The following is a 22,933-nucleotide window of genomic DNA, read 5'->3' on the forward strand; positions in this document are numbered from 1 at the left end:
GGGTAGCCCCCTCAAGGCCCGGTCGGACCCGGAATCCGGTCCGGAATCGGCTCCGGACCCAGCACTGAATCAGCCTCGCGGAGGCCCGCTTCAGACCGCCGGGGCCGGGTCCGCCGGCAGCACCAGCGCGGTCGCGATGGCCGCCAGGCCCTCGGCGCGGCCGGTGAGGCCGAGTCCGTCGGTCGTCGTGCCGGAGACCGAGACGCGGGCGCCGATCGCCGCGGAGAGGACCTTCTGCGCCTCGTCGCGGCGCTTGCCGATCTTCGGGCGGACGCCGATCACCTGGATCGCGACGTTGCCGATCTCGAAGCCGGCCTCGCGGACGATGCGGGCCGCCTCGGCGAGCAGCGTGACGCCGGACGCACCGGCCCACTCGGGCCGTCCGGTGCCGAAGTGCGCGCCGAGGTCGCCGACCCCGGCGGCGGAGAAGAGCGCGTCGCAGGCCGCGTGCGCGGCGACGTCGGCGTCCGAGTCGCCGGCCAGGCCGTCACCGGCGTCCGGCCAGTACAGGCCCGCGCACCACAGTTCGCGGCCGGCCTCGAAGGCGTGCACGTCCGTGCCGATGCCGACGAGCGGCAGCAGCGGCGACGGGAGCGGGTTCGGTTCAGAAGCCATCGGTGGCCCTCCTGCGGGCGAGTACGGCCTCGGCGAGCACCAGGTCCAGCGGCCTGGTCACCTTGAAGGCCTCTTCGTGGCCGGGCACGACCACGACCTGGACGCCGGTCCGCTCGACCATGCCCGCGTCGTCGGTGGCGCCCTCGCCGTCGCCCGGCACCGTCGCGTGCGCCGTGGCCAGCACGTCCCGCCGGAAGCCCTGCGGAGTCTGGACGGCGCGCAGCAGGGCGCGCTCGGGCGTGCCGGTGACGACGTTCGTGCCGGGGTCGATCTGCTTGACGGTGTCGGCGAGCGGCAGTCCGGGAACGACGGCCGGGGCCCCGTCCCGTACTGCGGCGACGACCGCGTCGACGATCTCGACGGGCACCAGCGGGCGCGCGGCGTCATGGACGAGGACGATGTCGACGTCCTCGGGGAGCGCGGCCAGGCCGAGCCGGACCGACTCCTGGCGGGTCCCGCCGCCGGCGACGATCCGGATGTCCTTGCCCTCGGGCAGCCCGTGGCTGTCGAGCATGGCCTGGACCTCGGCCACACCGTCGGACGGCGCGACCACGACGACGAGGGAGACGGCGCGGGAGCGGGTCATGGCGCGCACGGCGTGCACCAGCATCGGGATGCCGCCGAGGGAGCGCAGCGCCTTGGGGGTGCCGGGGCCGAGCCGGACGCCTCGTCCGGCGGCGGGGATGACAGCTGCGGTACTCAGAGGTTTGTGTCCTTGGCCGAGGTGGGTATCGGCTCAACGTGTGACGCTGCGGACCCCTTCCGTGAGAAGTCCGCAGGGTTGCGCACGCCGAGACGTCGGAGCAGAACAAAAGCAGAAGACGGTGAACAGCGGTAACAGCGGAACAGAACGATCAACGATCCGCGTCAGGACACAAGCATGCCGCAGCACCCGGCCGGAACCGGGTACCGCGGCAGAACTCGCGTCAGGACGCGAGGACCTCGTCGAGCAGAGCCTCGGCCTTGTCCTCGTTGGTGTTCTCAGCGAGCGCGAGCTCGCTGACCAGGATCTGCCGCGCCTTGGCGAGCATGCGCTTCTCGCCGGCGGACAGCCCGCGCTCACGCTCACGACGCCACAGGTCGCGGACCACCTCTGCGACCTTGATGACATCGCCGGAGGCGAGCTTTTCCAGATTTGCCTTGTAGCGGCGGGACCAGTTGGTCGGCTCTTCGGTGTACGGCGCGCGAAGCACCTCGAAGACCCGGTCCAGCCCCTCCTGACCGACCACGTCGCGCACGCCGACGAACTCCGCATTGTCCGCGGGTACGCGTACCGTCAAGTCGCCCTGGGCGACCTTGAGCACCAAGTAGGTCTTGTCCACGCCTTTGATCTGGCGAATTTCGATAGCCTCGATCAGCGCGGCCCCGTGATGGGGATAGACCACGGTGTCGCCAACCTTGAACGTCATGTGACAGGTACCCCTTCCGTGGCTATCCAGGGTAACACGTGAACGGCCTCTTCTGAATGGCGTTTTCGCAGGTCAGGGCATATCTCGGGGCTTGACAACCCCTACCGGAACGTGCTGGAGGGGCGTACCGAGCAGGGGTATTCGCAGGTCGGAGCCGGTATACGACGGGGGTGAAACGCACCCGTTACACCCAACGGCGCGCCGACGGAAGGGGTGTTACATCCCCATTTGTCGATCTCCGAAGAGTGGATCTTCGCTACTCCGTTCGGACCTCGTTGACGCGATGATCCAATTTTCCGAAGTCGCGGAACGGACGCGATCGGTGCACGATAAATGGATCTTGCCCGGTCCGCCGGAATCCCGTGGCGGAATGCCGTAATGCAATCCCGGCCACCCCGGTCGGGTGAGACCGCCCCGCCGAGGGGCGGCCCGGTGCGGAGGCCGGACGAAGGCTGAGTAATGTAAGCCCGCTGGAAGATCTTCCCTACCTGTCTAGGAGATGCCGCCGCCGTGAGCAGCAGCCTTCGACGCGGTGCCCTCGCCGCCGCCCTCGCGCTCTCGATTGCCCCGCTCGCCGCCTGCGGCGCCGGCAACAACGCGCAGACGCACGAGGTCCGCCCCGACAATGCCGCGACCACCGTCGGCGACATCCAGGTGCAGAACGCCGTGATCCTGACGGAGAAGGCCGGTTCCGGCCCCGCGTCGGTCTCGGCCCGCATCTACAACAACGGAAACGGTGATCAGACGCTCCAGTCGCTGAAGGTCGGCGACGCCCTGACGGCGACCCTGTCCGGCACCGCCGGCAGCAAGACCGTCACCGTCCCGGCGCACGGCTCGGTGCTGCTCGGCGGGGAGGGCAACGCCGCCGCGACGATCCCGAACAGCAACGAAGCGTTCAAGGACGGCGACTTCCAGCGCATCGCGCTGACGTTCAGCGCGACCGGTGAGGTCGCCCTCGATGCGAACGTGCTGCCCGCCGCCGGCTACTACGAGCAGTACGGCCCCAGCAGCGCCCCGTCGCCGGCCGCCGAGCCGTCCGCCAAGACCACTCCGACGTCCACCGGGACCCCGGAGAACAGCGGGAAGGCCACCCCCACGGGCACTCCCACCGGGACGGGCACGCCGACCGGTACGGCCACGCCGACCAAGAGCTGACCGCGCGATCCGCGCACGACGACGGGCCCGGCAGCGTGTGCTGCCGGGCCCGTCGTGATGTGCGGGGAAGCGGGCGGGTCCGCGGAACGGCCCGCCGGCGAGGCTACGGCTCGAACTTGTAGCCCAGGCCCCGGACCGTGACCAGGTAGCGCGGTGCGCCCGGGTCCGGCTCGATCTTGGCGCGCAGCCGCTTGACGTGGACGTCGAGCGTCTTGGTGTCGCCCACGTAGTCGGCGCCCCACACCCGGTCGATGAGCTGCATACGGGTCAGCACACGGCCCGCGTTGCGCAGCAGCATCTCCAGCAGGTCGAACTCCTTGAGCGGGAGGTCGACCTTTCCGCCGGAGACGGTGACCACGTGGCGGTCGACGTCCATCCGTCCGGGCCGGCCTCCAGGGCGGCCGGGGACAGCTCCTCCGGCTCGCCGCGACGGCGCAGGACGGCCCGGATGCGGGCCACCAGCTCGCGGGAGGAGAAGGGCTTCGTCACGTAGTCGTCAGCGCCTATTTCCAGGCCGACGACCTTGTCGATCTCGCTGTCCTTGGCCGTCACCATGATGACCGGGACATTGGACTTGAGCCTGAGCTGGCGGCAGACCTCGGTGCCGGGCAGGCCCGGCAGCATGAGGTCGAGCAGTACCAGGTCGGCGCCGTTGCGTTCGAACTCGTCCAGCGCGTCGGGCCCGGTCGCGGCTATGGCGACCTCGAAGCCCTCCTTGCGGAGCATGTACGACAGCGCGTCGCTGAAGGACTCTTCGTCCTCTACGACGAGTACACGGGTCACGGAAGGACCTCCGGGGCAGGGATGTGATCGGAATAGTTCTCGTAGAACTGCTGGTCTCCGGCGGGGCGGCCCCCGCCACCGGGGGACTCGTCGTCCTCCGGTTCGGTGCCGAGCAGGGCGTGATCGCGTGCCATGCCGGCCTCGGGCAGCCGCAGGGTGAAGGTGGAGCCCTGTCCCTCGGCGCTCCACACGGTGACCTCCCCGCCGTGCGAGGCGGCCACGTGCTTGACGATGGACAGGCCCAGACCCGTTCCGCCGGTGGCGCGGGAGCGCGCCGGGTCGACGCGGTAGAACCGCTCGAAGATCCGGTCCCGGTCCTTCTCCGAGATGCCGATGCCGGCGTCGGTGACCGAGATCTCGATGAGGTCGCCGCCCGGGGAGGGGATCCGGCGGCCGGCTATCCCTACGCGGGTGCGGGCCGGGCTGTAGTTGACGGCGTTCTCGACGAGGTTGCCGAGAGCTGCCGCGAGCTGGCCGCGGTTGCCCCAGATGTGCAGGTCAGGGGCGGATCCGGTGGCCATGGTGATCTGTTTGGCGTTCGCCTGGTGGCGGCAGCGGTCTATGGCCTCGGCGACGAGATCGTCGACGTCGACCGGTTCCGCGTCGTCCAGCGGGTCGTCGTTCTGGACCCGGGAGAGATCAATGATCTCCTGGACGAGGCTGGTGAGGCGGGTCGCCTCGATCTGCATCCGCCCTGCGAAGCGGATGACGGCCTCTGGGTCGTCGGAAGCGTCCATCACGGCTTCGGAGAGCAGTGAGAGCGCGCCGACCGGGGTCTTGAGCTCATGGCTGACGTTCGCGACGAAGTCACGGCGTACGGCCTCGATCTTGCGGGCCTCGGTCAGGTCCTCCACGAGGAGGAGGACCAGCCGGGAGCCGAGCGGTGCGACTCTGGCGGAGACCGCCAGGCCCTCGCCGCGACCGGCTCCTCTTCGTGGCAGATCCAGTTCGACCTGGCGTATCTCGCCGTCCCGCCGGGTCTCACGGGCCATCTGCAGCATCTGGTCGACGGCCAGGCGGCCGCCGCGGACCAGTCCGAGGGCATACGCCGCCGAGCTGGCCTTGACCACCGTGTCGCCCTCATCGAGGACGACCGCCGAGGAACGCAGTACGGAGAGGACGGTGTCCACTCCGGGCGGCAGTACGCCGGCGCCATCGGGTCGCAGGGCCGTGCGGGTGGGGCGGGCTTGTTCCCGCTCACTCCAGCGGAACGCGAGCACAGCGATCACACCGGTACACAGACCGGCTATCGCACTGGCTGCGGCAAGAGCCGCGTTCACGTCCATACCCCCAGGTTAGGCGGCCATAAGGGGTGCTCCACAGCCTTGAGAGCTACCTCTCGAACGCCCGTTGCCAAGAGTTCACCTTGACGTAGGCGCTGATTCACTCGGGATGCTCGAGCGGTACGCGTACGCCCATCAGCGTGGGAGCGTGGAGGAGACGCCTCTGTTTGGACGGAAGGACAGCGATGCGGGACGCATATCACGAGGAGCTCGACTCGATCGGTGAAGGGCTGGTCGAGATGGCCCGGCTCGTCGGATCCGCCATCGGCCGGGCCACCACCGCGTTGCTGGACGCGGACCTGAACATCGCCGAGAGCGTGATCGCGGCCGATGAGAAGGTCGACGCGCTGCAGCGCGACCTGGAAGCACGGGCGATCACCCTGCTGGCCCGGCAGCAGCCGGTCGCCACCGACCTGCGCATCGTCGTCACCAGCCTGCGGATGAGCGCGGACATCGAGCGGTCGGGCGACCTCGCCCGGCACATCGCGAAGGTGGCCCGGCTGCGCTTCCCCGAGTCGGCCGTACCGAACGACCTGCACAGCACCATCCTGGAGATGGGCCAGCTCGCGCAGCGCCTGATGGCGAAGGCCGCCGAGGTCATCGTCACCAAGGACGTCGACGACGCGCTGCAGCTGGAGGCGGACGACGACCGCATGGACGAGCTGCACCGCACGCTCTTCCAGCACCTGCTGGACGACCGCTGGAAGCACGGCATCGAGACGGCGGTCGACGTGACCCTGTGCGGCCGCTACTACGAGCGGTTCGCCGACCACGCCGTGTCGGTCGCCAAGCGCGTCGTCTACCTGGTCACCGGTGAGCACGCCGACGAGCTGACGCCGCCCGCGACGCAGGTCGACGGGGTCTGACGGCCGAACGGATCGAGGTCCGGGGTCCGGGACCGTCGGGCGGGGGCCCGAACGGTCCCGCCCCGCGCCCTGTCGTGCCTCCGCGCGCCGTTGATGCGCCCGCCTCCGGGCGCGTTCAATGGGTGCTGATGCGCCCGCACGTGGCGGCTTCGACTGCGTGCGGTAGCCCAGCCGAGGAGGGTACTTATGCAGGATTCCCCCACCCCGCCGACCATCCGGGACCAGCCGTCACTCGACCGTCCCCCGCAGCTCGTGCGGGTACAGCTGCCGGTGCTCGGAGCGTGCGGCTGCGGTGCGAGCTGCGGGTGCGGGTGCCAGTCCGGCGGCGCCTGCCAATGCGGCGGCTGCACCTCCTGAGACCCTGACGACCACCCCTGGCGGGACGAAGGGCCCCACCCGGATCCGGGTGGGGCCCTTCGCGCGTCCGGCGTCCTTCGCTACTTCTTCTTGCCTTGATTCTTGACGGCCTCGATGGCGGCCTTCGCGGCGTCCGGGTCGAGGTAGGTGCCGCCCGGGTTCAGCGGGCGGAAGTCGGCGTCGAGCTCGTAGGAGAGCGGGATGCCGGTCGGGATGTTCAGACCGGAGATGTCGGCGTCGGAGATGCCGTCGAGGTGCTTGACCAGACCGCGCAGGCTGTTGCCGTGCGCGGCGACCAGGACGGTGCGGCCGGCCAGCAGGTCCGGGACGATGCCGTCGTACCAGTACGGCAGCATGCGCTCGACGACGTCCTTGAGGCACTCGGTGCGGGGACGGATCTCGCTCGGGATCGACGCGTAGCGCGGGTCGTCGCTCTGCGAGAACTCCGTGCCGTCCGCGAGGGGCGGCGGCGGGGTGTCGTAGGACCGGCGCCAGAGCATGAACTGCTCCTCGCCGAACTCGGCGAGGGTCTGCGCCTTGTCCTTGCCCTGGAGCGCACCGTAGTGCCGCTCGTTGAGCCGCCAGGAGCGGTGCACCGGGATCCAGTGCCGGTCCGCGGCTTCGAGGGAGAGCTGCGCGGTGCGGATCGCACGCTTCTGCAGCGAGGTGTGGACGACGTCGGGGAGCAGGCCGGCGTCCTTGAGCAGCTCGCCGCCCCGGACCGCCTCCTTCTCGCCCTTCTCGTTCAGATTGACGTCCACCCAGCCGGTGAACAGGTTCTTAGCGTTCCATTCGCTCTCGCCGTGGCGGAGGAGGATCAGCTTGTACGCAGCAGCCATGGCCCGAGCCTAATGGAAATCCTCTGGCGCCTCCTCACCTGTCCACGGTAATCTCCTCCGGTCGCAAGTGACCATTACACAGGGGGGCCTGAGTGCCGGACGTCGGACGGGCTGTGCGCGAAACCATGTCGGGGCTTCCGCGCCAGTTCTGGTGGCTGTGGACCAGCACGCTGGTCAACCGGCTCGGCGGATTCGTCGTCACCTTCCTCGCCCTCTACCTGACCGTCGACCGGGGCTTCTCCGCCTCCTACGCCGGCCTCGTCGCCTCCCTCTACGGGCTCGGCGGATCGATCGCCTCCGTCGTCGGCGGCGTCCTCGCGGACCGCGTCGGGCGGCGCGCCACCATGCTCGTCGCCCAGCTCGGCACGGCCGCGGTCACCGCTCTGCTCGGCTTCGTCACGCACCCGGTGGCCATCGCGGCGGTCGCCGGGCTCGTGGGCGTCACCAGCAACGCCTCCCGGCCCGCCCTCCAGGCGATGCTGGCCGATCTCGTGCCGCCCAAGGACCGGGTGCGGGCCTTCGCCCTCAACTACTGGGCCATCAACATCGGCTTCGGGGTCTCGGCGGGCGTCGCCGGGCTCATCGCCGCCCAGGGCTACGTCTGGCTCTTCCTGGGCGACGCGCTGATGACCCTGCTGTGCGCGGTCGTCGTCTTCGTGAAGGTCAAGGAGACGCTGCCGGCCGTCGAGGCCTCGGCGACCGTGGACGCGGAGCCGGCCGGGCTCGGCCAGGTGCTGCGCGACCGGCGGTTCATGGCTCTGGTCGGGCTGACCTTCCTGCTCGGGACCGTGGGCCAGCAGGGGGCCACGACCCTGTCGGTCGACATGGGCCGTTCCGGGTTCACCGCGAGCCAGTACGGGCTGGTCATCGGCCTCAACGGACTGCTCGTCGTGCTGCTCCAGATCCCGGTCACCCGCATGATGACCGGCCGCAGCCCGGGGGCGCTGCTCGCGGCGGGCACCCTGCTGATGGGCTGGGGCTTCGGCCTGACCGCCTTCGCCGGCTCCGTCGGCTTCTACGCCCTCACCGTCACGGTCTGGACGCTCGGCGAGATCGTGCACGCCCCCGCCTCGATGTCGGTGGTCGCCGACCTCGCGCCGGCGCGGGCCCGCGGCCGCTACCAGGGCATGTTCTCGCTCTCCTGGTCCGCCGCGTCCTTCGTCGGCCCGCTGGCCGGCGGCTTCGCCCTCGACCACTGGGGCGGCAACGCGGCGTGGGGGGCCTGCGCGGTCGTCGGCACGGTCGCCGCGGCCGGGTACTGGGCGCTGCTGCGGACGCGGGGAACGGTCAAGACCGCGGAGGTACTGGTGGAAGTGGTGGAGGTGGAGGGGCCGGTGCCGGCCTCCGGGCCGGCACCGGCTTCCGCTGCCGCCGTCAGGAGCAGCCGTTGAGGTGGCGCTGGGCCTCGTAGAGGTTCGGCGGGGTGACCGCCGGGGTGCCGTAGGACTCCAGGCGGGAGTGGAGCGGGCCGGTGAAGTCCGGGACGTCGATCTGGCCGAACGGGGTGACCTCGGAGATGCCCACCGTGGCGCTGTACGGGGCGATGTCGTCAATCTTGACGCAGCCCGCGCGGCCGTTGGCGACGGTGACGTTCCAGTGGGTGAAGCGGGCGCCGTAGAGCGGCCCCGCGCTGGCGTCGCCGCCGTGCTGGCCGTCGTTGAAGACGGTGATCTCGGTGCGGAGGTTGGCGAACGGCAGCCCGCGGTGGGTGTCGAACGTCCCCATGTCCATCCGCCCGCGCGACCAGACGTTGTAGCTGGACAGGCCCTCCACGTTGATGCCGTGCAGCTGGGTGCCCGCCGGGGCGGGGATGACGGTGCGCTGGTCGATGGCGAAGTCCTCGATCAGGTTGTCGTGGGAGCCCTCGCGGCAGCAGTACGGGTGGTGGCTGCCGCGCCCGGAGACGCGGGTGCGGCGGAGCGTTGAGCCCTTCGCGGCGACGAGCAGGAAGCCGTTGTCGACGTTGACGGCGTGCACGTCGTCCGCCCAGCAGTCCCAAGCGCACTGCAGGACCAGGCCGTTGTAGCCCGTGTCGAGCAGATGCTGGGCCTGCGGGGTCTCCACCATCTCGATGGTGAGGCCCTCGACACCGGAGTTGACCACGGGGTCGATGAGCGTCGTCAGCTTCGGGGCCCAGCCCAGGCGCGTGTCGAGCGGCAGCGGCCGGTCGAGGGTGACGCGGTGGCCGCGGATGCCGGTGACGCGGGCCGGCCACTCGTAGGGGACGTACGAGAGCACCTTGGTCTTGTCGGACCAGTCGTAGCTGGCGGCGCCGTCCACGTCGCCCGCCATGTGGTCCAGCAGGGTGTGCGCGGCGTCGTCCGCGAGCTGGAGCAGGACGCGGTCGCCGCGCCGGAGGCGGGACGGGTCGTCGACGGTGACGGTGAAGTCGCCCTGCTTCGCGACGGCCGTGATGGTGGCGAGGGTCTGCCATGCGTCGCGCTTGTTGCCGGTCCAGCCCTCGAACGGCCAGGCCTTGGCCTTGATCGCGTCGGTGAGGGTGCGGTAGCGCTCGCGCGGGCAGACCCAGACCAGGCCGCCGGCCCAGGACCAGGACGACTTGTTGCCGCCGTAGCGGCTGCCGTAGGCGCCGATGATCTCGGTGAGCGAGCGCGTCGCGAAGAGCTTGGTGGTGCCGCTGCCTTCGCCGCGCAGGGTGACGTTGCTCCAGCCGAGCTGGATGACGTCGTCGATCCGGTAGGTGCCGCGCGGCAGCAGGACCGTGCCGCCGCCGCGCTCGCCGACGTCGGCGATGGCCCGGTTGATGGCGGGCGCGGCGTCGGCGGAGCCGTCCGGCCTGGCGCCGTAGTGCAGGACGTTGGCGCGGACGGGGCGGCGGGGGAAGTTCCGCTCGCCGCCGTTGTAGCCCGCGCGGGCGACGTTCGGGATCTGCGGGTGGGTGTAGGGCGCGGCCTTGAACTCCGCCCAGAGGGGGGACGGCACGCCGGTCGACGGCGGTGCGGCTGGTGCGTTCGGTGCGGCCGCGAAGGCGGTGCGGCCGCCGAGCGCGGTGGCGGCGACCGCCGCCGTGCTGACCTGAATGGCTCCCGTGAGCAGTCTCCTGCGACTGATCGTCATGACCCCGCCTTTCACGTATCTGAACGCTATTCAGATGTGCGACGGCATGAGGGTGCCATGTCCCTGCGGGCGACGGGAAGGGGTCGGACCGTATTAGGTGGTGGAGCTGCAGCTCGTGCGCCGCCGTGCGGTCAGTCGTCCGTCGCCGGCGGTTTGTCCGCGCCGGTCAGATGTGTGAACGCGTCCAGGTTGCGCGTCGACTCACCGCGCGACACGCGCCAGGCGTACTCCTTGCGGATCGAGGCCGCGAATCCGAGTTCGAGGAGCGTGTTGAACGAGCCGTCCGCATTCTCCAGGACCGCGCCGAGCAGCCGGTCGACCTCGTCGGCGGTCACGGCGGCGAGCGGGATCCGGCCGGTGAGATAGACGTCGCCGAGCCGGTCGATCGCGTAACTCACCCCGTACAGCCGCAGGTTGCGCTCCAGCAGCCAGCGGTAGACCGCTTCCTGGTTCTCGTCGGGGTGCCGGACGACGAACGCGTTGAGGGAGAGCGTGTGCTTGCCGACGATCAGCGAGCAGGTGGTGGACAGCTTGCGGGTGCCGGGGATCTTGGCGACGAAGGTGCCGGGCTGCGGGCTCTCCCACTCCAGCCCGGCCTCCTTGAGCGCCTGCTCGACGGTGTCGCGGGCGGCCTGCTCGGCCTGTCCCGCTCGTGCTGTCTGCCGCTGCTCAGCCATGAGCCGATCGTAGGTGACGGCGGTGTTCCTGCATCGCGTCGGTGTAGACGTCGGCGGTCGACGCCGCCGCCCTCCCCCAGCCGAACGCCTGGGCGTGCCGGGCGGCGGCCTCCCCCAGCTGTTCGCCGAGGTGCGGCTGGTCGATGAAGCGGCGCAGCGCCCGCGCGTAGTCGGCCGGGTCGTGGCCGGGCACCAGGAAGCCGGTCTCGCCGTCCCTGACCGCCACCGACAGCCCGCCGACGGCCGCGGCGATCACCGGGGTGCCGCAGGCCTGCGCCTCGATCGCGACCAGGCCGAAGGACTCGCTGTACGAGGGCATCACCAGCACCGTCGCGGCCCGGTACCAGTCCGCGAGCCGCTGCTGGTCGACCGGCGGCTGGAACCGTACGACGTCGCTCACGCCGAGCCGCGCGGCCAGCTTGTGCAGCCGCTCCGGCTTGCTGAGGCCGCTGCCGCTGGGGCCGCCGACCACCGGGACGACCAGCCGCTCGCGCAGCGAAGGGTCCTCGTCCAGGAGCACCGCGATGGCGCGGAGCAGCACGTCAGGGGCCTTGAGCGGCTGGATACGGCCCGCGAACAGCGGGATCACGGCGTCCTGCGGCAGACCGAGGCGGTCCCGGGCGGCGGCGCGCCCGTCGGCAGGCCGGAACCGGTCCAGGTTCACCCCCGGATGGACGACGGCCACCTTGGTCGGCTGCGCGCCGTAGTGGCGGACCAGCTCGTCCGCCTCTTCGTCGGTGTTCGCGATCAGCCGGTCGGCGGCCTCCACGATCTGGGTCTCGCCGATCACGCGGGCGGCCGGCTCGGGGGTGTCGCCCTCGGCGAGCGCGGCGTTCTTGACCTTCGCCATGGTGTGCATGGCGTGCACGAGGGGGACGCCCCAGCGCTCGGCCGCGAGCCACCCGACATGGCCGGACAGCCAGTAGTGCGAGTGCACGAGGTCGTAATGGCCGGGGCGGTGGCCGGCCTCGGCCTGCATCACACCGTGGGTGAAGGCGCAGAGCTGGGCGGGCAGCTCCTCCTTGGCCAGTCCCTCGTAGGGGCCGGCGTCGATGTGCCGGACGAGGACGCCGGGGGCGAGCTCCACCGTGGGCGGGAGCGCGCCGGTCGTGGCGCGGGTGAAGATCTCGACCTCGATGTTGATCTCGGCGAGGCGCTTCGCGAGCTCCACGATGTAGACGTTCATCCCGCCGGCGTCGCCGGTGCCGGGCTGGTCGAGTGGCGAGGTGTGCACGCTGAGCATCGCCACTCGGCGTGGCGCGTTGCGGCCGTGGGCGGGCCAGCGCAGTCGGCGCGACTGCGCGTGACCACGCGATTGCGCGTAGCCGCGCAGGGCACCGAGCCGTGCCATGTGCTGGGTCACGCCGCTCTCCATTCGGCCGGACGGGTCCGTTCAACCGTGGAACGCCGGAACGGACCGTTCCCATTTCCGCTTTGCCGAACTTTTTCGTGGGGTGCGGGGGCCGGGCCCGATGCACGCGCGCCTGCGCCCATGGTGCCAGCACCTAAAGTCGGACCATGGCGAGACCCGTCGGCACCATCACCCGTGGCACCACCAATCCGAACCGGCTGCGCCGGATGGACCGGTGGATCGCGTTCGCGCTCGGGGCCGAGCTGCGGCGGGCGGCCGATCCGGTGGCGGTGGACCTCGGGTACGGGGCGGCGCCGTGGACGGCGGTCGAGCTGCTGGGGCGGCTGCGTACCGTCCGGCCCGATGCCGAAGTGGTCGGGCTGGAGATCGACCCGGCCCGGGTCGCCGCGGCGGAACCGTACCGGCGGGACGGGCTGACGTTCGCGCACGGCGGCTTCGAGGTGACGCTGCCCGGAGGCACCGCCCGGGGCGGGCCTGGGGGAAGTCGACGGCCGGTGCTGATCCGGGCGGCGAACGTGCTGCGGCAGTACGACGAGACCGAGGTGCCGGCCGTCTGGGACCGGTTGCGGGCCCGGCTGGCGCCCGGCGGGCTGCTCATGGAGGGCACCTGCGACGAGATCGGCCGCCGGCATGTGTGGGTGGCGATCGGGCCCGAGGGGCCGCGCACGGTGACGTTCGCGACCCGGCTGGGCTCGCTGGACCGGCCGTCCGATCTGGCGGAGCGGCTGCCGAAGGCGCTGATCCACCGGAACGTCCCGGGCGAGCCGGTGCACGCGTTCCTGACGGAGTTCGACCGGGCGTGGGCGACGGCGGCGCCGTTCGCGTCCCTCGGCGCGCGACAGCGCTGGATCCGCAGTGTGCGCCTCCTGGCGGAGAGCGGCTGGCCCGTCACGGACCGCGCGGACCGCTGGCGGCAGGGCGAGGTCACGGTGAGGTGGGAGGCGCTGGCGCCGCGCGGAGCGCAGGCCTGACCCGCCCTGGCACCGCGCGGAGCGCAGGTCCGACCCGCCCTGGCACCGCGGGGATCTGACACACCCTGGCGCCGCGCGGAGCGCAGGTCCGACACGCCCTGGCGCGGCACCGGGCGTGGTTCCGGCCCGCACGACCTCGCCGCCAATTCCCTTCTGCCTCTGTCGCATTGCGGCACCCCGTGGCACCATCCCCACCCATGTGCCAATCCTGACGACCCGTCAGATACGAGGTGGTGACGATGGCGGCGAAACCATCGCGCAGCGCGACCGTCCTGTGTACGGCCCTGCTCTGCGCGGCAGCGACGCTGGCGGTGCCCGGGGCGGCGCACGCCGACCGGCCCAGGACGCTCGCCCAGGTTCAGGCCGAGGTGAACACCCTCTACCGCCAGGCGGAAGCCGCCACCGAGTCGTTCAACGCGGCCGAGGAGAAGGTGCTCGCGCAGCAGCAGAACCTGGTCTCCCTCGCCATCTCGCTGGACAGCGCCCAGACGCGGCTCGGCACGCTGAACGACCAGGTGGGGGCGATGGCGCGGGCGCAGTACCGCGGCGGTGGGATGCCGGACGAGATACAGCTCGCGCTGTCCTCCGACCCCGACACGTTCCTGGACGACGCGAGCCTGGCGGAACGCGGGGCGCGGGCCGCGAACACCACCATCAGCGACCTCAAGTCCACCAAGGCGGCGCTGGACGGCTACGCGCACGCGGCCACCGCCGAATGGGAGGCCCTGGTCGAGACCCGGAAGAAGTCCGCGGCCGCCAAGGCCCGGGTCGAGTCGCGGCTCGCGCAGGCGAAGGCGCTGCTGGCCTCGTTGAAGGAGCAGGAGCGTCTGCGGCTGCAGCGGCTGGAGGACGAGACCGCGTACCAGGCGCAGTTGACGTGGACGCGGAGCGACGAGGCGAAGAAGCTGGCACAACTGCCCAAGGCGGCGGGCGACGCGAGCGTGCAGGGCCGGCGGGCGGTGGCGTTCGCGGCGGCGCAGATCGGCAGGCCGTACGAGTGGGGCGCGGACGGGCCGTCCTCGTACGACTGCTCCGGGCTGACCCAGCAGGCGTGGGCGGCGGCGGGCCGGAACATTCCTCGGACGTCACAGGAGCAGTGGCGGCTGCTGCCGCACGTGCCGGTCGACCGGATGCGTCCCGGGGACCTGATCATCTACTTCGACGACGCCAGCCACGTCGGGATGTACGTCGGGGACGGCGCGATCGTGCACGCCCCGCGGCCCGGCAGGAACATCACCATGGCGGGGGCGGGCTCCATGCGGATCCTCGGCGTGGTCCGTCCCGGGTGACCGTCCCGGGTGACCGTCCCGGGTGACCGTCCCGGGTGACCGTCCCGGGTGACCGATGTTGCACATGTTGTGAATGAAGTACGGAGGCCGGGTGACGTTTGTCATGCCCGGATCGTCGTATCGGAGCTGAAATCCCCTCCTGACCGCTGCATATGACACAGGCGGTTTACCTCGTGGCCTCCCGCCACACCGCGCGCTGCCGCTATGGTCGCCTGTCAATGACCCTCGGGGGAGGGAAGGATCAGTCCGATGACCGCAACAGAGGTACCGCGCGCCGGTGAGGCGGACGGCTTCGCCGTGCTGCCCGTGCCCCGGCAGCGCCAGGACGCCTCCGTACCGGCGCTGACGCTGCTGGTCATCGGTGACGATCCGGCGGGCACCTTCACCGCGCCCGAGCTGCTCGACGGCGCCGGGACCCGGGTGCGCATCCGCCGGGCCCGCAATCTCACCGAGGCCGAGCGGCTGCTCACCGACGACGTGCACTGCGTGCTGCTGGTCCTCGACGGCGACGGGCTGGAGAGCCTGCGCCGGCTGCTGCGCCTCGCGCCCAGCACGGCCGTCCTCGTGCTGACCGGCGATGGTGCGGGTGAGGTGGGCGAGCCAGGTGAGGCGGTACGGATCGGCGCGCAGGACCATCTCTCGCGCGACGAGCTCGACGGCTCCCATCTGACCCGGGCGATCCGCTACGCCGTCGAGCGCAAGCGCGCCGACCTCGCGCAGCGCCAGCTCACCGAGACCCGGCTGCTCGCCCAGGAGAACTCCCGGCTGGAACGCGGACTGCTCCCCACCCCCCTGCTGGACGGCGCGGATCTGCGGTTCGCGGCCAGGTACCGGCCGGGGCGCAGCCGCGCACTGCTCGGCGGCGACTTCTACGACACGGTGCGCACCTCGGACGGCACGGTGCACGCGATGATCGGCGATGTCTGCGGGCACGGCCCGGACGCGGCCGCGCTCGGTGTCGAACTGCGGATCGCCTGGCGGGCGTTGACGTTCGCCGGGCTCAGTGGCGACCTGCTGCTGAGCACCCTGCAGAAGGTGCTGGAGAACGAGCGCGCCGACGACGAGATCTTCGCGACGCTCTGCACGCTGGACATCGCGCCGGACGGCGGGCGCGCCGATCTGTATCTGGCCGGCCACCCGGCCCCGCTGCTGACTGGCGCCGACGGAGTGCCGCGGCTGCTGCCGTACGAGGCGGGCGGCCCGGCGCTCGGGCTGCTGCCGCAGGCCGCGTGGAGCCGGATCGAGGTCGAACTGGGCACGTCCTGGAGCCTGATGCTCTACACCGACGGGCTGATCGAGGGCCGGATCGGCCAGGGCACCCAGCGGCTCGGCCAGGACGGGATGGTCGGGATGATCACCCGCCAGCTGGCCGGCGGGCTGCGCGGTGAGGACCTGCTGGACGCGGCCGTCACCGAGGCACGCGAGCTGAACGGCGGGGAGCTGACGGACGATGTGGCCGTCGTGCTGCTCGACCGCGTCGCCCCGGCCCGGATCCTCGGCCTGCCGGCCCAGATCCAGCGGTCCAGCGGCTGAACATGGTCCCCGCGGCCTTCAGCGGCTGAACGGTCCGTACGGGCCGTCGCTGCTGCTGCCGCCACCGCGCCGGCCGCCCCGGCCGCCGCCGGAGACCTGCTTCAGGGCCGGGCGGACGTCGACCATGTAGACGATCACCGCGATCAGGCCGATGACCGGCAGGAACGAGAAGATCGAGAAGAACTTCATCACCACGGCGGCGAGCCCGAGAACGATCAGCCAGAACGGCTTGGTCTTCTTGTCGGCCGCGCGGTAGGCGTCCTCGCGGCGGACCGCGGAGTCGATGAACGCGAAGAGCGCGAAGAGGAACAGCGCCCATGACAACAGGGCCAGAACCCCGAAGAACCCCGTGATCAGCACGCCGTCCACCGCCTTGTCCGTATGGCCGAGCTCGTCCTTACGCCCGGGAAACCGTCGCCGCCACCGTACCGGTACTGCAGGGACAACGGGCCGGGCACGCGCTGCGTGCCCGGCCCGTCCTGCTGTGCGGCGTCCCCTACTCGGCCGGCTTGGCCGCCGGCTTCTTGGCGGGGGCCTTCTTCGCGACGGGCTTCTTCGCCGGGGCGGGCACCGAGGCGGCCGCCTCGGTGGCGGCGGGCTGGGCGGCCGGCCGCGGGTCGGGCTCGACCGCTACGGCGATCTCCTCGATCTCGTCGGCCACCTCGCCGCGCCAGGTCGCCACGGCGCCCTTGCCGCGCTCGGCCAGCGTGCCGTAGGTCTCCTGGACCTTCACGGCCGCCTCAGCGGCCCGGCCGACGCCCTGGAGCGCGAAGTCCTGGACGGACTCGCCGATCTTCTTCAGGTCCAGCTCGACGGAGCCGAAGGCCTCGGTCACCTTCGTCTGGGCGTCCTTGGCCTGCGCGGTGACGCGGTCCTGGATCACCTTCGCGTCGGCGTTACGGATCTTCTCGAACCGCTCAGGGGCCTCGGCGCGGATCTTCTCGATCAGCGCGGGCACCCGCTGCAGCTTCTCGGCGGCGAGGTCGGCGGTGCCGGCCACCGCGTAGAGCGGAGTCGGGTCCTTGAGCGTCTTCACAATGTCATCGGTGATCGCCATGAGGGTCCTCCCGGACGGGGTTGTCGGCGCGTGGTCATGCGTACGGTCTGCTGGGCGCGCTGCCATACGCGCCGGTCAAGCGGTCTTCGGCTGCACCGGGTCCGCCGGCGACGGGGCCGCCGGCATCGAGCCCGCCAGCACCGGTTCCGCGGGCACCGGCTCCTCCACCACGGCGTTCTCCTTGCGGAACGACTCGTAGATCTGGATCAGCACCTGCTTCTGCCGCTCGTTGATCGTCGGATCGGCCAGGATCGCCGCGTGGACCTCCAGCTCGTCCCGGTCGCGCTCCTCGAGCATTCCGGCCTGGACGTACAGAGTCTCCGCGGAGATCCGCAGCGCCTTCGCGAGCTGCTGCAGGATCTCGGCGCTGGGCTTGCGCAGCCCGCGCTCGATCTGGCTCAGGTAGGGGTTCGAGACCCCGGCGGCGTCCGCGAGCTGCCGCAGCGACAGCTGCGCATTGCGCCGCTGCTCCCGCAGGTACTCGCCGACGTTGCCGACGTTCAGTGAAGCCATGTCCCGATGCTGCACCATCGTTGCTAACTATTGCAAGCACATCGCTTGCAAAAGGCTCGATTGCCCTGTGTGAGAGCCGTCACGGCCTAACGCCTCACCCCTTCGGAGCGGTTCCGGACCTGCGGTGTTCGCACTCCGCCACCCGCTGTTCCAGCAGGGTGCGCTCGCGGGCGTTGCGGGTGAGGGCGGCGGCGCGGGTGAACTCCTGACCTGCCTCCTCGTAGCGGCCGAGCCGGGCGAGGAGATCGCCGCGGACGGTCGGCAGCAGGTGGTAGCCGGCCAGGGACGGCTCGGAGGTCAGCGTGTCGACGAGCTCCAGCCCGGTGGCCGGTCCGTACGCCATGGCGAGGGCGACCGCGCGGTTCAGCTCCACGACGGGTGACGGAGCGCGCGCGGCGAGCTGTTCGTAGAGCCCGGCGATCGACTGCCAGTCGGTCTCCTCCGGGGTGCGGGCGCGGGCGTGGCTGGCGGCGATCGCGCCCTGCAGCGCGTACGGGCCCGGCGGCCCGCCGAGCACGGCGGCCCGCTCCAGCGCGGCGAACCCGCGGCGGATGAGCAGCAGGTCCCAGCGCGAACGGTCCTGGTCGAGCAGCAGGACCGGCTCGCCCTCCGGTCCCGTTCTGGCCGCCGACCGGGACGTCTGGATCTCCATGAGCGCGACGAGGCCGTGCACCTCGGGCTCCTTCGGCATGAGCGCGGCCAGCACGCGGCCCAGCCGCAGCGCCTCCGCGCAGAGCGCGGGACGCATCAGGTCGTCGCCTGCGGTCGCCGCGTACCCCTCGTTGAACACCAGGTAGATGACCTCGAGGACGGACGCCAGCCGGTCGCCCAGCTCCGGCCCGGCCGGCACCTCGTAGGGCACGCGGGCCTCGGCGAGCGTCTTCTTGGCCCGCACGATCCGCTGGGCGACCGTCGGCTCCGGGACGAGGAACGCGCGCGCGATCTCCTCGGTCCTCAGCCCGCCCAGCAGCCGCAGCGTGAGGGCGACGCGCGCCTCGGTGGAGAGCACCGGATGGCAGGCGGTGAAGACCAGCCGCAGCAGATCGTCCTCGATGTCCCCGTCGACGACGGCCTCGACGTCGGCCGGCGCACCGTGCCCCGCGGTCGCCATCTCGTGCCCGAGCACGTCGATCTTGCGGGCGAGCCGTTCCTTACGGCGCAGGAGGTCGATCGCGCGGTGCTTCGCGATGGCCATGAGCCAGGCGCCCGGATTGTCCGGGACGCCCGACCCGGGCCACTGCTCCAGCGCCGCGACGAGGGCGTCCTGCGCCAGCTCCTCGGCGAGGCCGATGTCGCGCACCAGCCGTACGAGACCGGCGATGAGCCGCGCCGACTCGATCCTCCATACCGCCTCGATCGCACGGTGGGCGTCGGGGCGGGCGCTGGGGCGGGCGCTGGGTTCCGTCATGGCGACCCATCAGAGCACCCTCGTCAGCGCGACGGCAACCTTCCCCGGGAGGAGTGCGGCGGGCCGCCGGAGGCGGTCAGTCGTTCGACCCCTCGATCTGCCGGATCTCCGACACGATCTCCCATTCGTCACCGTGGATCCGCAGGAAGCGCGAGGCCCATTCCAGCGCCTCCTCCTTGCTCTTCACCTCGATCATCGCGTACCCGCCGATGACTTCCTTCGCTTCGGTGAAGGGCCCGTCGATCACGGTCAGCTTGCCGCCGGAGAGCTGGATGCGGGTGCTTTCCGCGGTCGGCCGCAGACCGCCGGTGTCGAGGAGCACCCCGGCCTTCGTCATCTCCTCGATGAGCTTGCCCATGTCCTCCATCAGCTGCTCGCTGGGGACCATGTCGGTGTTCTCTTCGATCCTCAGCATCATCATGTAGCGCATCGCGATGGCTCCTTCTCGTACGTTTTCCGTCTTCCGAACCCTGCTCCTACTGATGCGTCGAACGGGAGACGCCAGGATCGACACGTCCGCGAAAGTTTTTTCCGGGTGGTGTCGGGAGGGGCCGGCGAACCCTCCCGACAGGCCGATACCTCAACGTTGGTTCATGTCGGGCGCTACTGTGGCGGCCATGACCCAACTCCCCTGGAACGCCAAGGAAGCAACTGTCGGTGAACTCTCCGACCGCAGCGGCGTCCCCCCGTCCGCGCTGCGCTTCTACGAGCGCGAGGGGCTCATCCGCAGCCGGCGCACCTCGGGGAACCAGCGCCGCTACAGCCGCGACACGCTGCGCCGGGTCGCGTTCATCCGGGTCTCGCAGCGGGTCGGCATCCCGCTGGCGCGGATCCGCGAGGTCCTCGGTCTGCTGCCGGAAGGGCGGACGCCGAACCGCGCGGACTGGGCGAACGTCTCGGAGTGCTGGCGCGACGACCTGAACAGCCGCATCGCCCAGCTGGAGCAGCTGCGGGACCACCTCACCGACTGCATCGGCTGCGGCTGTCTGTCGATCGACAAGTGCCAGCTGGCCAATCCGCACGACGCCCTCGGCGAGCAGGGGCCGGGACCGCGCCGGCTGCTCGGCGCCTGACACCTCCCCGCTGCCCGCGTGCAGATGCCGGTGCGTGGATGCGGACAGAACCTGACCGCATGGGCTCCTAGAGTCGAGACATCGAGACCGAACGAGAGGTGGCCGTCATGCCGACACTGGTGCGCACGGGAAAGACCGGCGAACAGGGCGAGCGGGATGCCCTGCTGGCCTTCCTGGAGGCACAGCGCGGCGCCCTGCGCCGGGCCGTCCTCGGCCTGACCGACGAGCAGGCCGCGTCCCGGCCGAGCGCGAGCGAGCTGTCGCTGAGCGGGTTGATCAAACACGCGCTGGGCTGCGAGGACAACTGGGTCCAGACCACGCTGATGGGGCGGCCGCCGGCCCGCAAGCGCGACGAGTCGAACTGGCACGAGGACTTCCAGCTGGTCGGCGACGAGACCGTGGCCGGGGTGCTGGAGGAGTACGAGGCCGTGGCGCGGCAGACCGAGCAGACCATCCTCGGCCTGCCGGACCTGGAGCGAAGCGTCCCGCTGCCGGAGGCGCCGTGGTTCCCGGCCGGCATGCGGGTCAACGCCCGCTGGGTGCTGCTGCACCTCATCGAGGAGGCGGCCCGGCACGCCGGACACGCGGACGTCATCCGCGAGTCGCTGGACGGGAAGACGTCGTACGTGCTGATCGCCGAGGAGAGCGGCAAGGCGTTCTGACGGCGGTCAGCACGTACGCGTCAATGCGTCGGGCGCGCCGGGCTCAGCGCGCGGCGGTCAGTTCCGCCGCGACCAGCTCCGCGACCTGGACGGCGTTGAGAGCCGCGCCCTTGCGGAGGTTGTCGCTGGAGCAGAAGAGGGCGAGGCCGTTCTCCGCGGTCTCGTCCCGGCGGATCCGGCCGACGAAGGTCGGGTCCTGGCCGGCCGCCTGCAGCGGGGTGGGGATCTCGGAGCGCTCGACGCCGGGGGCGGCGGACAGCAGCTCGTAGGCGCGCTCGACGCTGATCGGCCGCTCGAAGCGCACGTTGACCTGCAGCGAGTGCCCGGTGAAGACCGGCACGCGCACACAGGTGCCCGAGACCTTCAGCTCCGGGATCTCCAGGATCTTGCGGCTCTCGTTACGGAGCTTCTGCTCCTCGTCGGTCTCGAAGCTGCCGTCGTCGACGATCGAGCCGGCCAGCGGCAGCACGTTGAACGCGATCGGGCGGGCGTAGACACCCGGCTCCGGCAACTCGACGTTCTCGCCGCCGAAGGCGAGCGCGGCGGCCTGGTCGGCGATCTTGCGGATCTGGCCGTCGAGCTCGGCGACACCGGCCACGCCGGAGCCGGAGACGGCCTGGTACGTGGTGGCGATCAGCGCGGTCAGGCCGGCCTCGTCGTGCAGCGGGCGCAGGACCGGCATGACGGCCATCGTCGTGCAGTTCGGGTTGGCGATGATGCCCTTGGGGCGGTCCGCGATCGCGTGCGGGTTGACCTCGGACACGACCAGCGGGACCTCGGGGTCCAGCCGCCAGGCGGAGGAGTTGTCGATGACGACCGCACCGGCCGCGGCGACCTTGGGCGCCAGCGCCCGGGAAGCAGCGCCGCCCGCCGAGAACAGGACGATGTCCAGCCCCGAGTAGTCGGCCGTGGCGGCGTCCTCGATGACGATCTCGCCGTCCTGCCATGGCAGTGTGCTCCCGGCCGAACGGGCCGAGGCGAACAGCCTCAGCTCCTTCACCGGGAAGGCGCGCTCGGCGAGCACCTTGCGCATGACTCCGCCCACCTGGCCGGTCGCTCCGACGATTCCGATCCTCATGACGCCTCTCCGATCAATGCGTGCGTACGGACCCGAGTATCCCCCGCCGCGTCCCATGCCCGGAGAGCCGTCTCAAGCGATGGGCCGCCGGCCGGCAGCAGCGGCAGCCGTACGCCGGGTCCTGGGATGCGGCCGTGGGCGTGCAGCACGGCCTTGATGACGGTGGGATTCGGCTCGGCGAACACCGCCGCCGCGAGGGCCGCCAGCCGGTGCCCCAGCGCCCGGTCGCCGGTCCTGAACAGCTCCACCCAGCGGTCGGTCAGCAGGTGCGCGGAGGCGAGCACGGCGCCGGCCGCGCCGAGGGCGAGCAGCGCGGGCGCGAAGACGTCGTCGCCCGCGAGGACGGCGAAGCCGGGCAGCTCGGCGCCGAGCAGCGCCACCGTGTCCTGGTCGATCCCGCCGACCGCGTGCTTCACCCCGACGACGCCGGGGACGGCGGCCAGCCGCAGCAGCGCCTCGATGCCGAGGGTCTGCCCGGTGCGGTACGGAATGTTGTAGATGATCAACGGCACCGGGCTGTCCGCCGCCAGCGCCTCGACGTGCGCGATCACCCCGGCCTCGGAGGGCCGGGTGAAATACGGCACAGGAACGAGTGCGGCCGCCGCCCCGGTACCCGCGAGCGCCCGCAGCTCCTCGCCGGAGCGCCGGGTGTCGTTCGATCCGGCGCCCACCGTCAGCCAGGCCCCGCGCTCGCGGCACACCCTGCCGACGATCGCGGTGACCGTGCCGCGCTCCTCCGCGTCGAGCGTCGCGGCCTCGGCGGTGGTGCCGAGCGCGACGAGTCCGGCCGCGCCCCCGTCGAGGGCGCTGTGCGCGAGACCTTCCAGCGCGGCGGCGGCCACCGTCCCGTCGGCGTCGAAGGGCGTGATCAAGGGCACGTGGATGCCGCCGAGCGGCCGGTCTAGGTCCATCCGT

Annotated in this window: 23 protein-coding genes and 1 pseudogene; 8 read left to right on the forward strand and 16 right to left on the reverse strand. The window is 71.4% G+C overall.

Annotated elements, in window-relative coordinates; all coding sequences use genetic code 11:
• Positions 1 to 90: 90 nt before the first annotated feature.
• The 3 genes from ispF to LNW73_RS14345 form a co-directional block, all read right to left on the reverse strand.
• The gene (ispF, locus tag LNW73_RS14335; RefSeq protein ID WP_250990161.1) at positions 91 to 615 is read right to left on the reverse strand and encodes a 2-C-methyl-D-erythritol 2,4-cyclodiphosphate synthase; all 525 of its coding nucleotides are present in this window, start codon (positions 613 to 615) and stop codon (positions 91 to 93) included.
• Complete coding sequence (ispD, locus tag LNW73_RS14340) at positions 605 to 1,318, reverse strand: 2-C-methyl-D-erythritol 4-phosphate cytidylyltransferase (protein WP_250980267.1); 714 nt, start codon at positions 1,316 to 1,318, stop codon at positions 605 to 607. The genes ispF and ispD overlap by 11 nt, the downstream gene beginning before the upstream one ends.
• 223 nt (positions 1,319 to 1,541) lie before the next feature.
• Positions 1,542 to 2,024: a CarD family transcriptional regulator gene (locus LNW73_RS14345; protein WP_033174074.1), complete on the reverse strand. Its 483-nt coding sequence runs from the start codon at positions 2,022 to 2,024 to the stop codon at positions 1,542 to 1,544.
• Positions 2,025 to 2,534: 510 nt separating this feature from the next.
• Here LNW73_RS14345 and LNW73_RS14350 point away from each other — a divergent pair.
• The gene (locus tag LNW73_RS14350) at positions 2,535 to 3,179 is read left to right on the forward strand and encodes a DUF461 domain-containing protein (protein WP_250990162.1); all 645 of its coding nucleotides are present in this window, start codon (positions 2,535 to 2,537) and stop codon (positions 3,177 to 3,179) included.
• Between the two features lie 103 nt (positions 3,180 to 3,282).
• Here LNW73_RS14350 and LNW73_RS14355 read toward each other — a convergent pair.
• Together LNW73_RS14355 and LNW73_RS14360 are read right to left on the reverse strand one after the other, a co-directional pair.
• A pseudogene (locus tag LNW73_RS14355) lies at positions 3,283 to 3,962 on the reverse strand (response regulator).
• Positions 3,959 to 5,248, reverse strand: a complete 1,290-nt coding sequence (locus LNW73_RS14360) for a sensor histidine kinase (RefSeq protein ID WP_250990163.1) — start codon at positions 5,246 to 5,248, stop codon at positions 3,959 to 3,961. The pseudogene LNW73_RS14355 and the gene LNW73_RS14360 overlap by 4 nt, the downstream one beginning before the upstream one ends.
• A 182-nt stretch (positions 5,249 to 5,430) precedes the next feature.
• Between LNW73_RS14360 and phoU the strand changes: the two genes are divergently transcribed.
• Positions 5,431 to 6,111 (forward strand): phosphate signaling complex protein PhoU, encoded by a 681-nt coding sequence (phoU, locus tag LNW73_RS14365; protein WP_138354080.1) that lies wholly within the window; start codon positions 5,431 to 5,433, stop codon positions 6,109 to 6,111.
• A gap of 437 nt (positions 6,112 to 6,548) precedes the next feature.
• Here phoU and LNW73_RS14370 read toward each other — a convergent pair whose 3' ends face one another.
• On the reverse strand, positions 6,549 to 7,307 hold the full coding sequence (locus LNW73_RS14370) for a phosphoglyceromutase (protein WP_250977072.1): 759 nt from the start codon (positions 7,305 to 7,307) through the stop codon (positions 6,549 to 6,551).
• A 125-nt stretch (positions 7,308 to 7,432) separates the two neighbouring features.
• On the opposite strand from LNW73_RS14370, the gene LNW73_RS14375 reads away from it, so the two are divergent.
• Positions 7,433 to 8,698, forward strand: coding sequence for an MDR family MFS transporter (locus LNW73_RS14375; RefSeq protein ID WP_250992917.1), 1,266 nt, complete (start codon positions 7,433 to 7,435; stop codon positions 8,696 to 8,698).
• Here LNW73_RS14375 and LNW73_RS14380 read toward each other — a convergent pair.
• From LNW73_RS14380 to mshA, 3 genes are all read right to left on the reverse strand, one after another.
• Complete coding sequence (locus tag LNW73_RS14380) at positions 8,682 to 10,385, reverse strand: glycoside hydrolase family 55 protein (protein WP_250990164.1); 1,704 nt, start codon at positions 10,383 to 10,385, stop codon at positions 8,682 to 8,684. The genes LNW73_RS14375 and LNW73_RS14380 overlap by 17 nt on opposite strands.
• A 131-nt stretch (positions 10,386 to 10,516) precedes the next feature.
• Positions 10,517 to 11,062 (reverse strand): YbjN domain-containing protein, encoded by a 546-nt coding sequence (locus LNW73_RS14385; protein ID WP_250990165.1) that lies wholly within the window; start codon positions 11,060 to 11,062, stop codon positions 10,517 to 10,519.
• Positions 11,055 to 12,425: a D-inositol-3-phosphate glycosyltransferase gene (gene mshA / locus LNW73_RS14390; RefSeq protein WP_441349479.1), complete on the reverse strand. Its 1,371-nt coding sequence runs from the start codon at positions 12,423 to 12,425 to the stop codon at positions 11,055 to 11,057. Before mshA ends, LNW73_RS14385 begins: the two co-directional genes overlap by 8 nt.
• A 155-nt stretch (positions 12,426 to 12,580) precedes the next feature.
• Here mshA and LNW73_RS14395 point away from each other — a divergent pair, with 155 nt between their 5' ends.
• The 3 genes from LNW73_RS14395 to LNW73_RS14405 all read left to right on the forward strand — a co-directional run bounded on the left by LNW73_RS14395 (position 12,581) and on the right by LNW73_RS14405 (position 16,227).
• Complete coding sequence (locus LNW73_RS14395; RefSeq protein WP_250990166.1) at positions 12,581 to 13,405, forward strand: class I SAM-dependent methyltransferase; 825 nt, start codon at positions 12,581 to 12,583, stop codon at positions 13,403 to 13,405.
• 239 nt (positions 13,406 to 13,644) lie between these two features.
• A complete protein-coding gene (locus LNW73_RS14400) occupies positions 13,645 to 14,694 on the forward strand; it encodes a C40 family peptidase (RefSeq protein WP_250990167.1) in 1,050 nt (349 codons plus the stop codon).
• Between the two features lie 249 nt (positions 14,695 to 14,943).
• Positions 14,944 to 16,227 (forward strand): PP2C family protein-serine/threonine phosphatase, encoded by a 1,284-nt coding sequence (locus LNW73_RS14405; RefSeq protein ID WP_250990168.1) that lies wholly within the window; start codon positions 14,944 to 14,946, stop codon positions 16,225 to 16,227.
• Positions 16,228 to 16,245: 18 nt separating this feature from the next.
• On the opposite strand, the gene LNW73_RS14410 is transcribed toward LNW73_RS14405, so the two are convergent.
• The 5 genes from LNW73_RS14410 to LNW73_RS14430 all read right to left on the reverse strand — a co-directional run bounded on the left by LNW73_RS14410 (position 16,246) and on the right by LNW73_RS14430 (position 19,635).
• A complete protein-coding gene (locus LNW73_RS14410) occupies positions 16,246 to 16,587 on the reverse strand; it encodes a DUF2516 family protein (protein WP_250980263.1) in 342 nt (113 codons plus the stop codon).
• 136 nt (positions 16,588 to 16,723) lie between these two features.
• A complete protein-coding gene (locus LNW73_RS14415; protein ID WP_250990169.1) occupies positions 16,724 to 17,284 on the reverse strand; it encodes a hypothetical protein in 561 nt (186 codons plus the stop codon).
• Between the two features lie 75 nt (positions 17,285 to 17,359).
• The gene (locus LNW73_RS14420) at positions 17,360 to 17,797 is read right to left on the reverse strand and encodes a helix-turn-helix domain-containing protein (protein ID WP_250990170.1); all 438 of its coding nucleotides are present in this window, start codon (positions 17,795 to 17,797) and stop codon (positions 17,360 to 17,362) included.
• Positions 17,798 to 17,891: 94 nt separating this feature from the next.
• Positions 17,892 to 19,205: an RNA polymerase sigma factor gene (locus tag LNW73_RS14425; RefSeq protein ID WP_250990171.1), complete on the reverse strand. Its 1,314-nt coding sequence runs from the start codon at positions 19,203 to 19,205 to the stop codon at positions 17,892 to 17,894.
• A gap of 76 nt (positions 19,206 to 19,281) precedes the next feature.
• On the reverse strand, positions 19,282 to 19,635 hold the full coding sequence (locus LNW73_RS14430; RefSeq protein ID WP_250990172.1) for a YciI family protein: 354 nt from the start codon (positions 19,633 to 19,635) through the stop codon (positions 19,282 to 19,284).
• 187 nt (positions 19,636 to 19,822) lie between these two features.
• Between LNW73_RS14430 and soxR the strand changes: the two genes are divergently transcribed.
• Together soxR and LNW73_RS14440 are read left to right on the forward strand one after the other, a co-directional pair.
• Positions 19,823 to 20,278, forward strand: coding sequence for a redox-sensitive transcriptional activator SoxR (gene soxR / locus LNW73_RS14435; RefSeq protein WP_250990173.1), 456 nt, complete (start codon positions 19,823 to 19,825; stop codon positions 20,276 to 20,278).
• A gap of 107 nt (positions 20,279 to 20,385) precedes the next feature.
• On the forward strand, positions 20,386 to 20,940 hold the full coding sequence (locus LNW73_RS14440; RefSeq protein WP_250977062.1) for a DinB family protein: 555 nt from the start codon (positions 20,386 to 20,388) through the stop codon (positions 20,938 to 20,940).
• Positions 20,941 to 20,983: 43 nt separating this feature from the next.
• On the opposite strand, the gene LNW73_RS14445 is transcribed toward LNW73_RS14440, so the two are convergent.
• Both LNW73_RS14445 and LNW73_RS14450 read right to left on the reverse strand, forming a co-directional pair.
• Entirely contained in the window at positions 20,984 to 22,018 is a 1,035-nt protein-coding gene (locus tag LNW73_RS14445) for an aspartate-semialdehyde dehydrogenase (protein WP_250990174.1), read from the reverse strand.
• Complete coding sequence (locus LNW73_RS14450; protein ID WP_250990175.1) at positions 22,015 to 22,929, reverse strand: dihydrodipicolinate synthase family protein; 915 nt, start codon at positions 22,927 to 22,929, stop codon at positions 22,015 to 22,017. Before LNW73_RS14450 ends, LNW73_RS14445 begins: the two co-directional genes overlap by 4 nt.
• Between the last annotated feature and the right edge of the window lie 4 nt (positions 22,930 to 22,933).

The organism is Streptomyces sp. RKAG337 (genome assembly GCF_023701715.1).
Classification (GTDB): domain Bacteria; phylum Actinomycetota; class Actinomycetes; order Streptomycetales; family Streptomycetaceae; genus Actinacidiphila.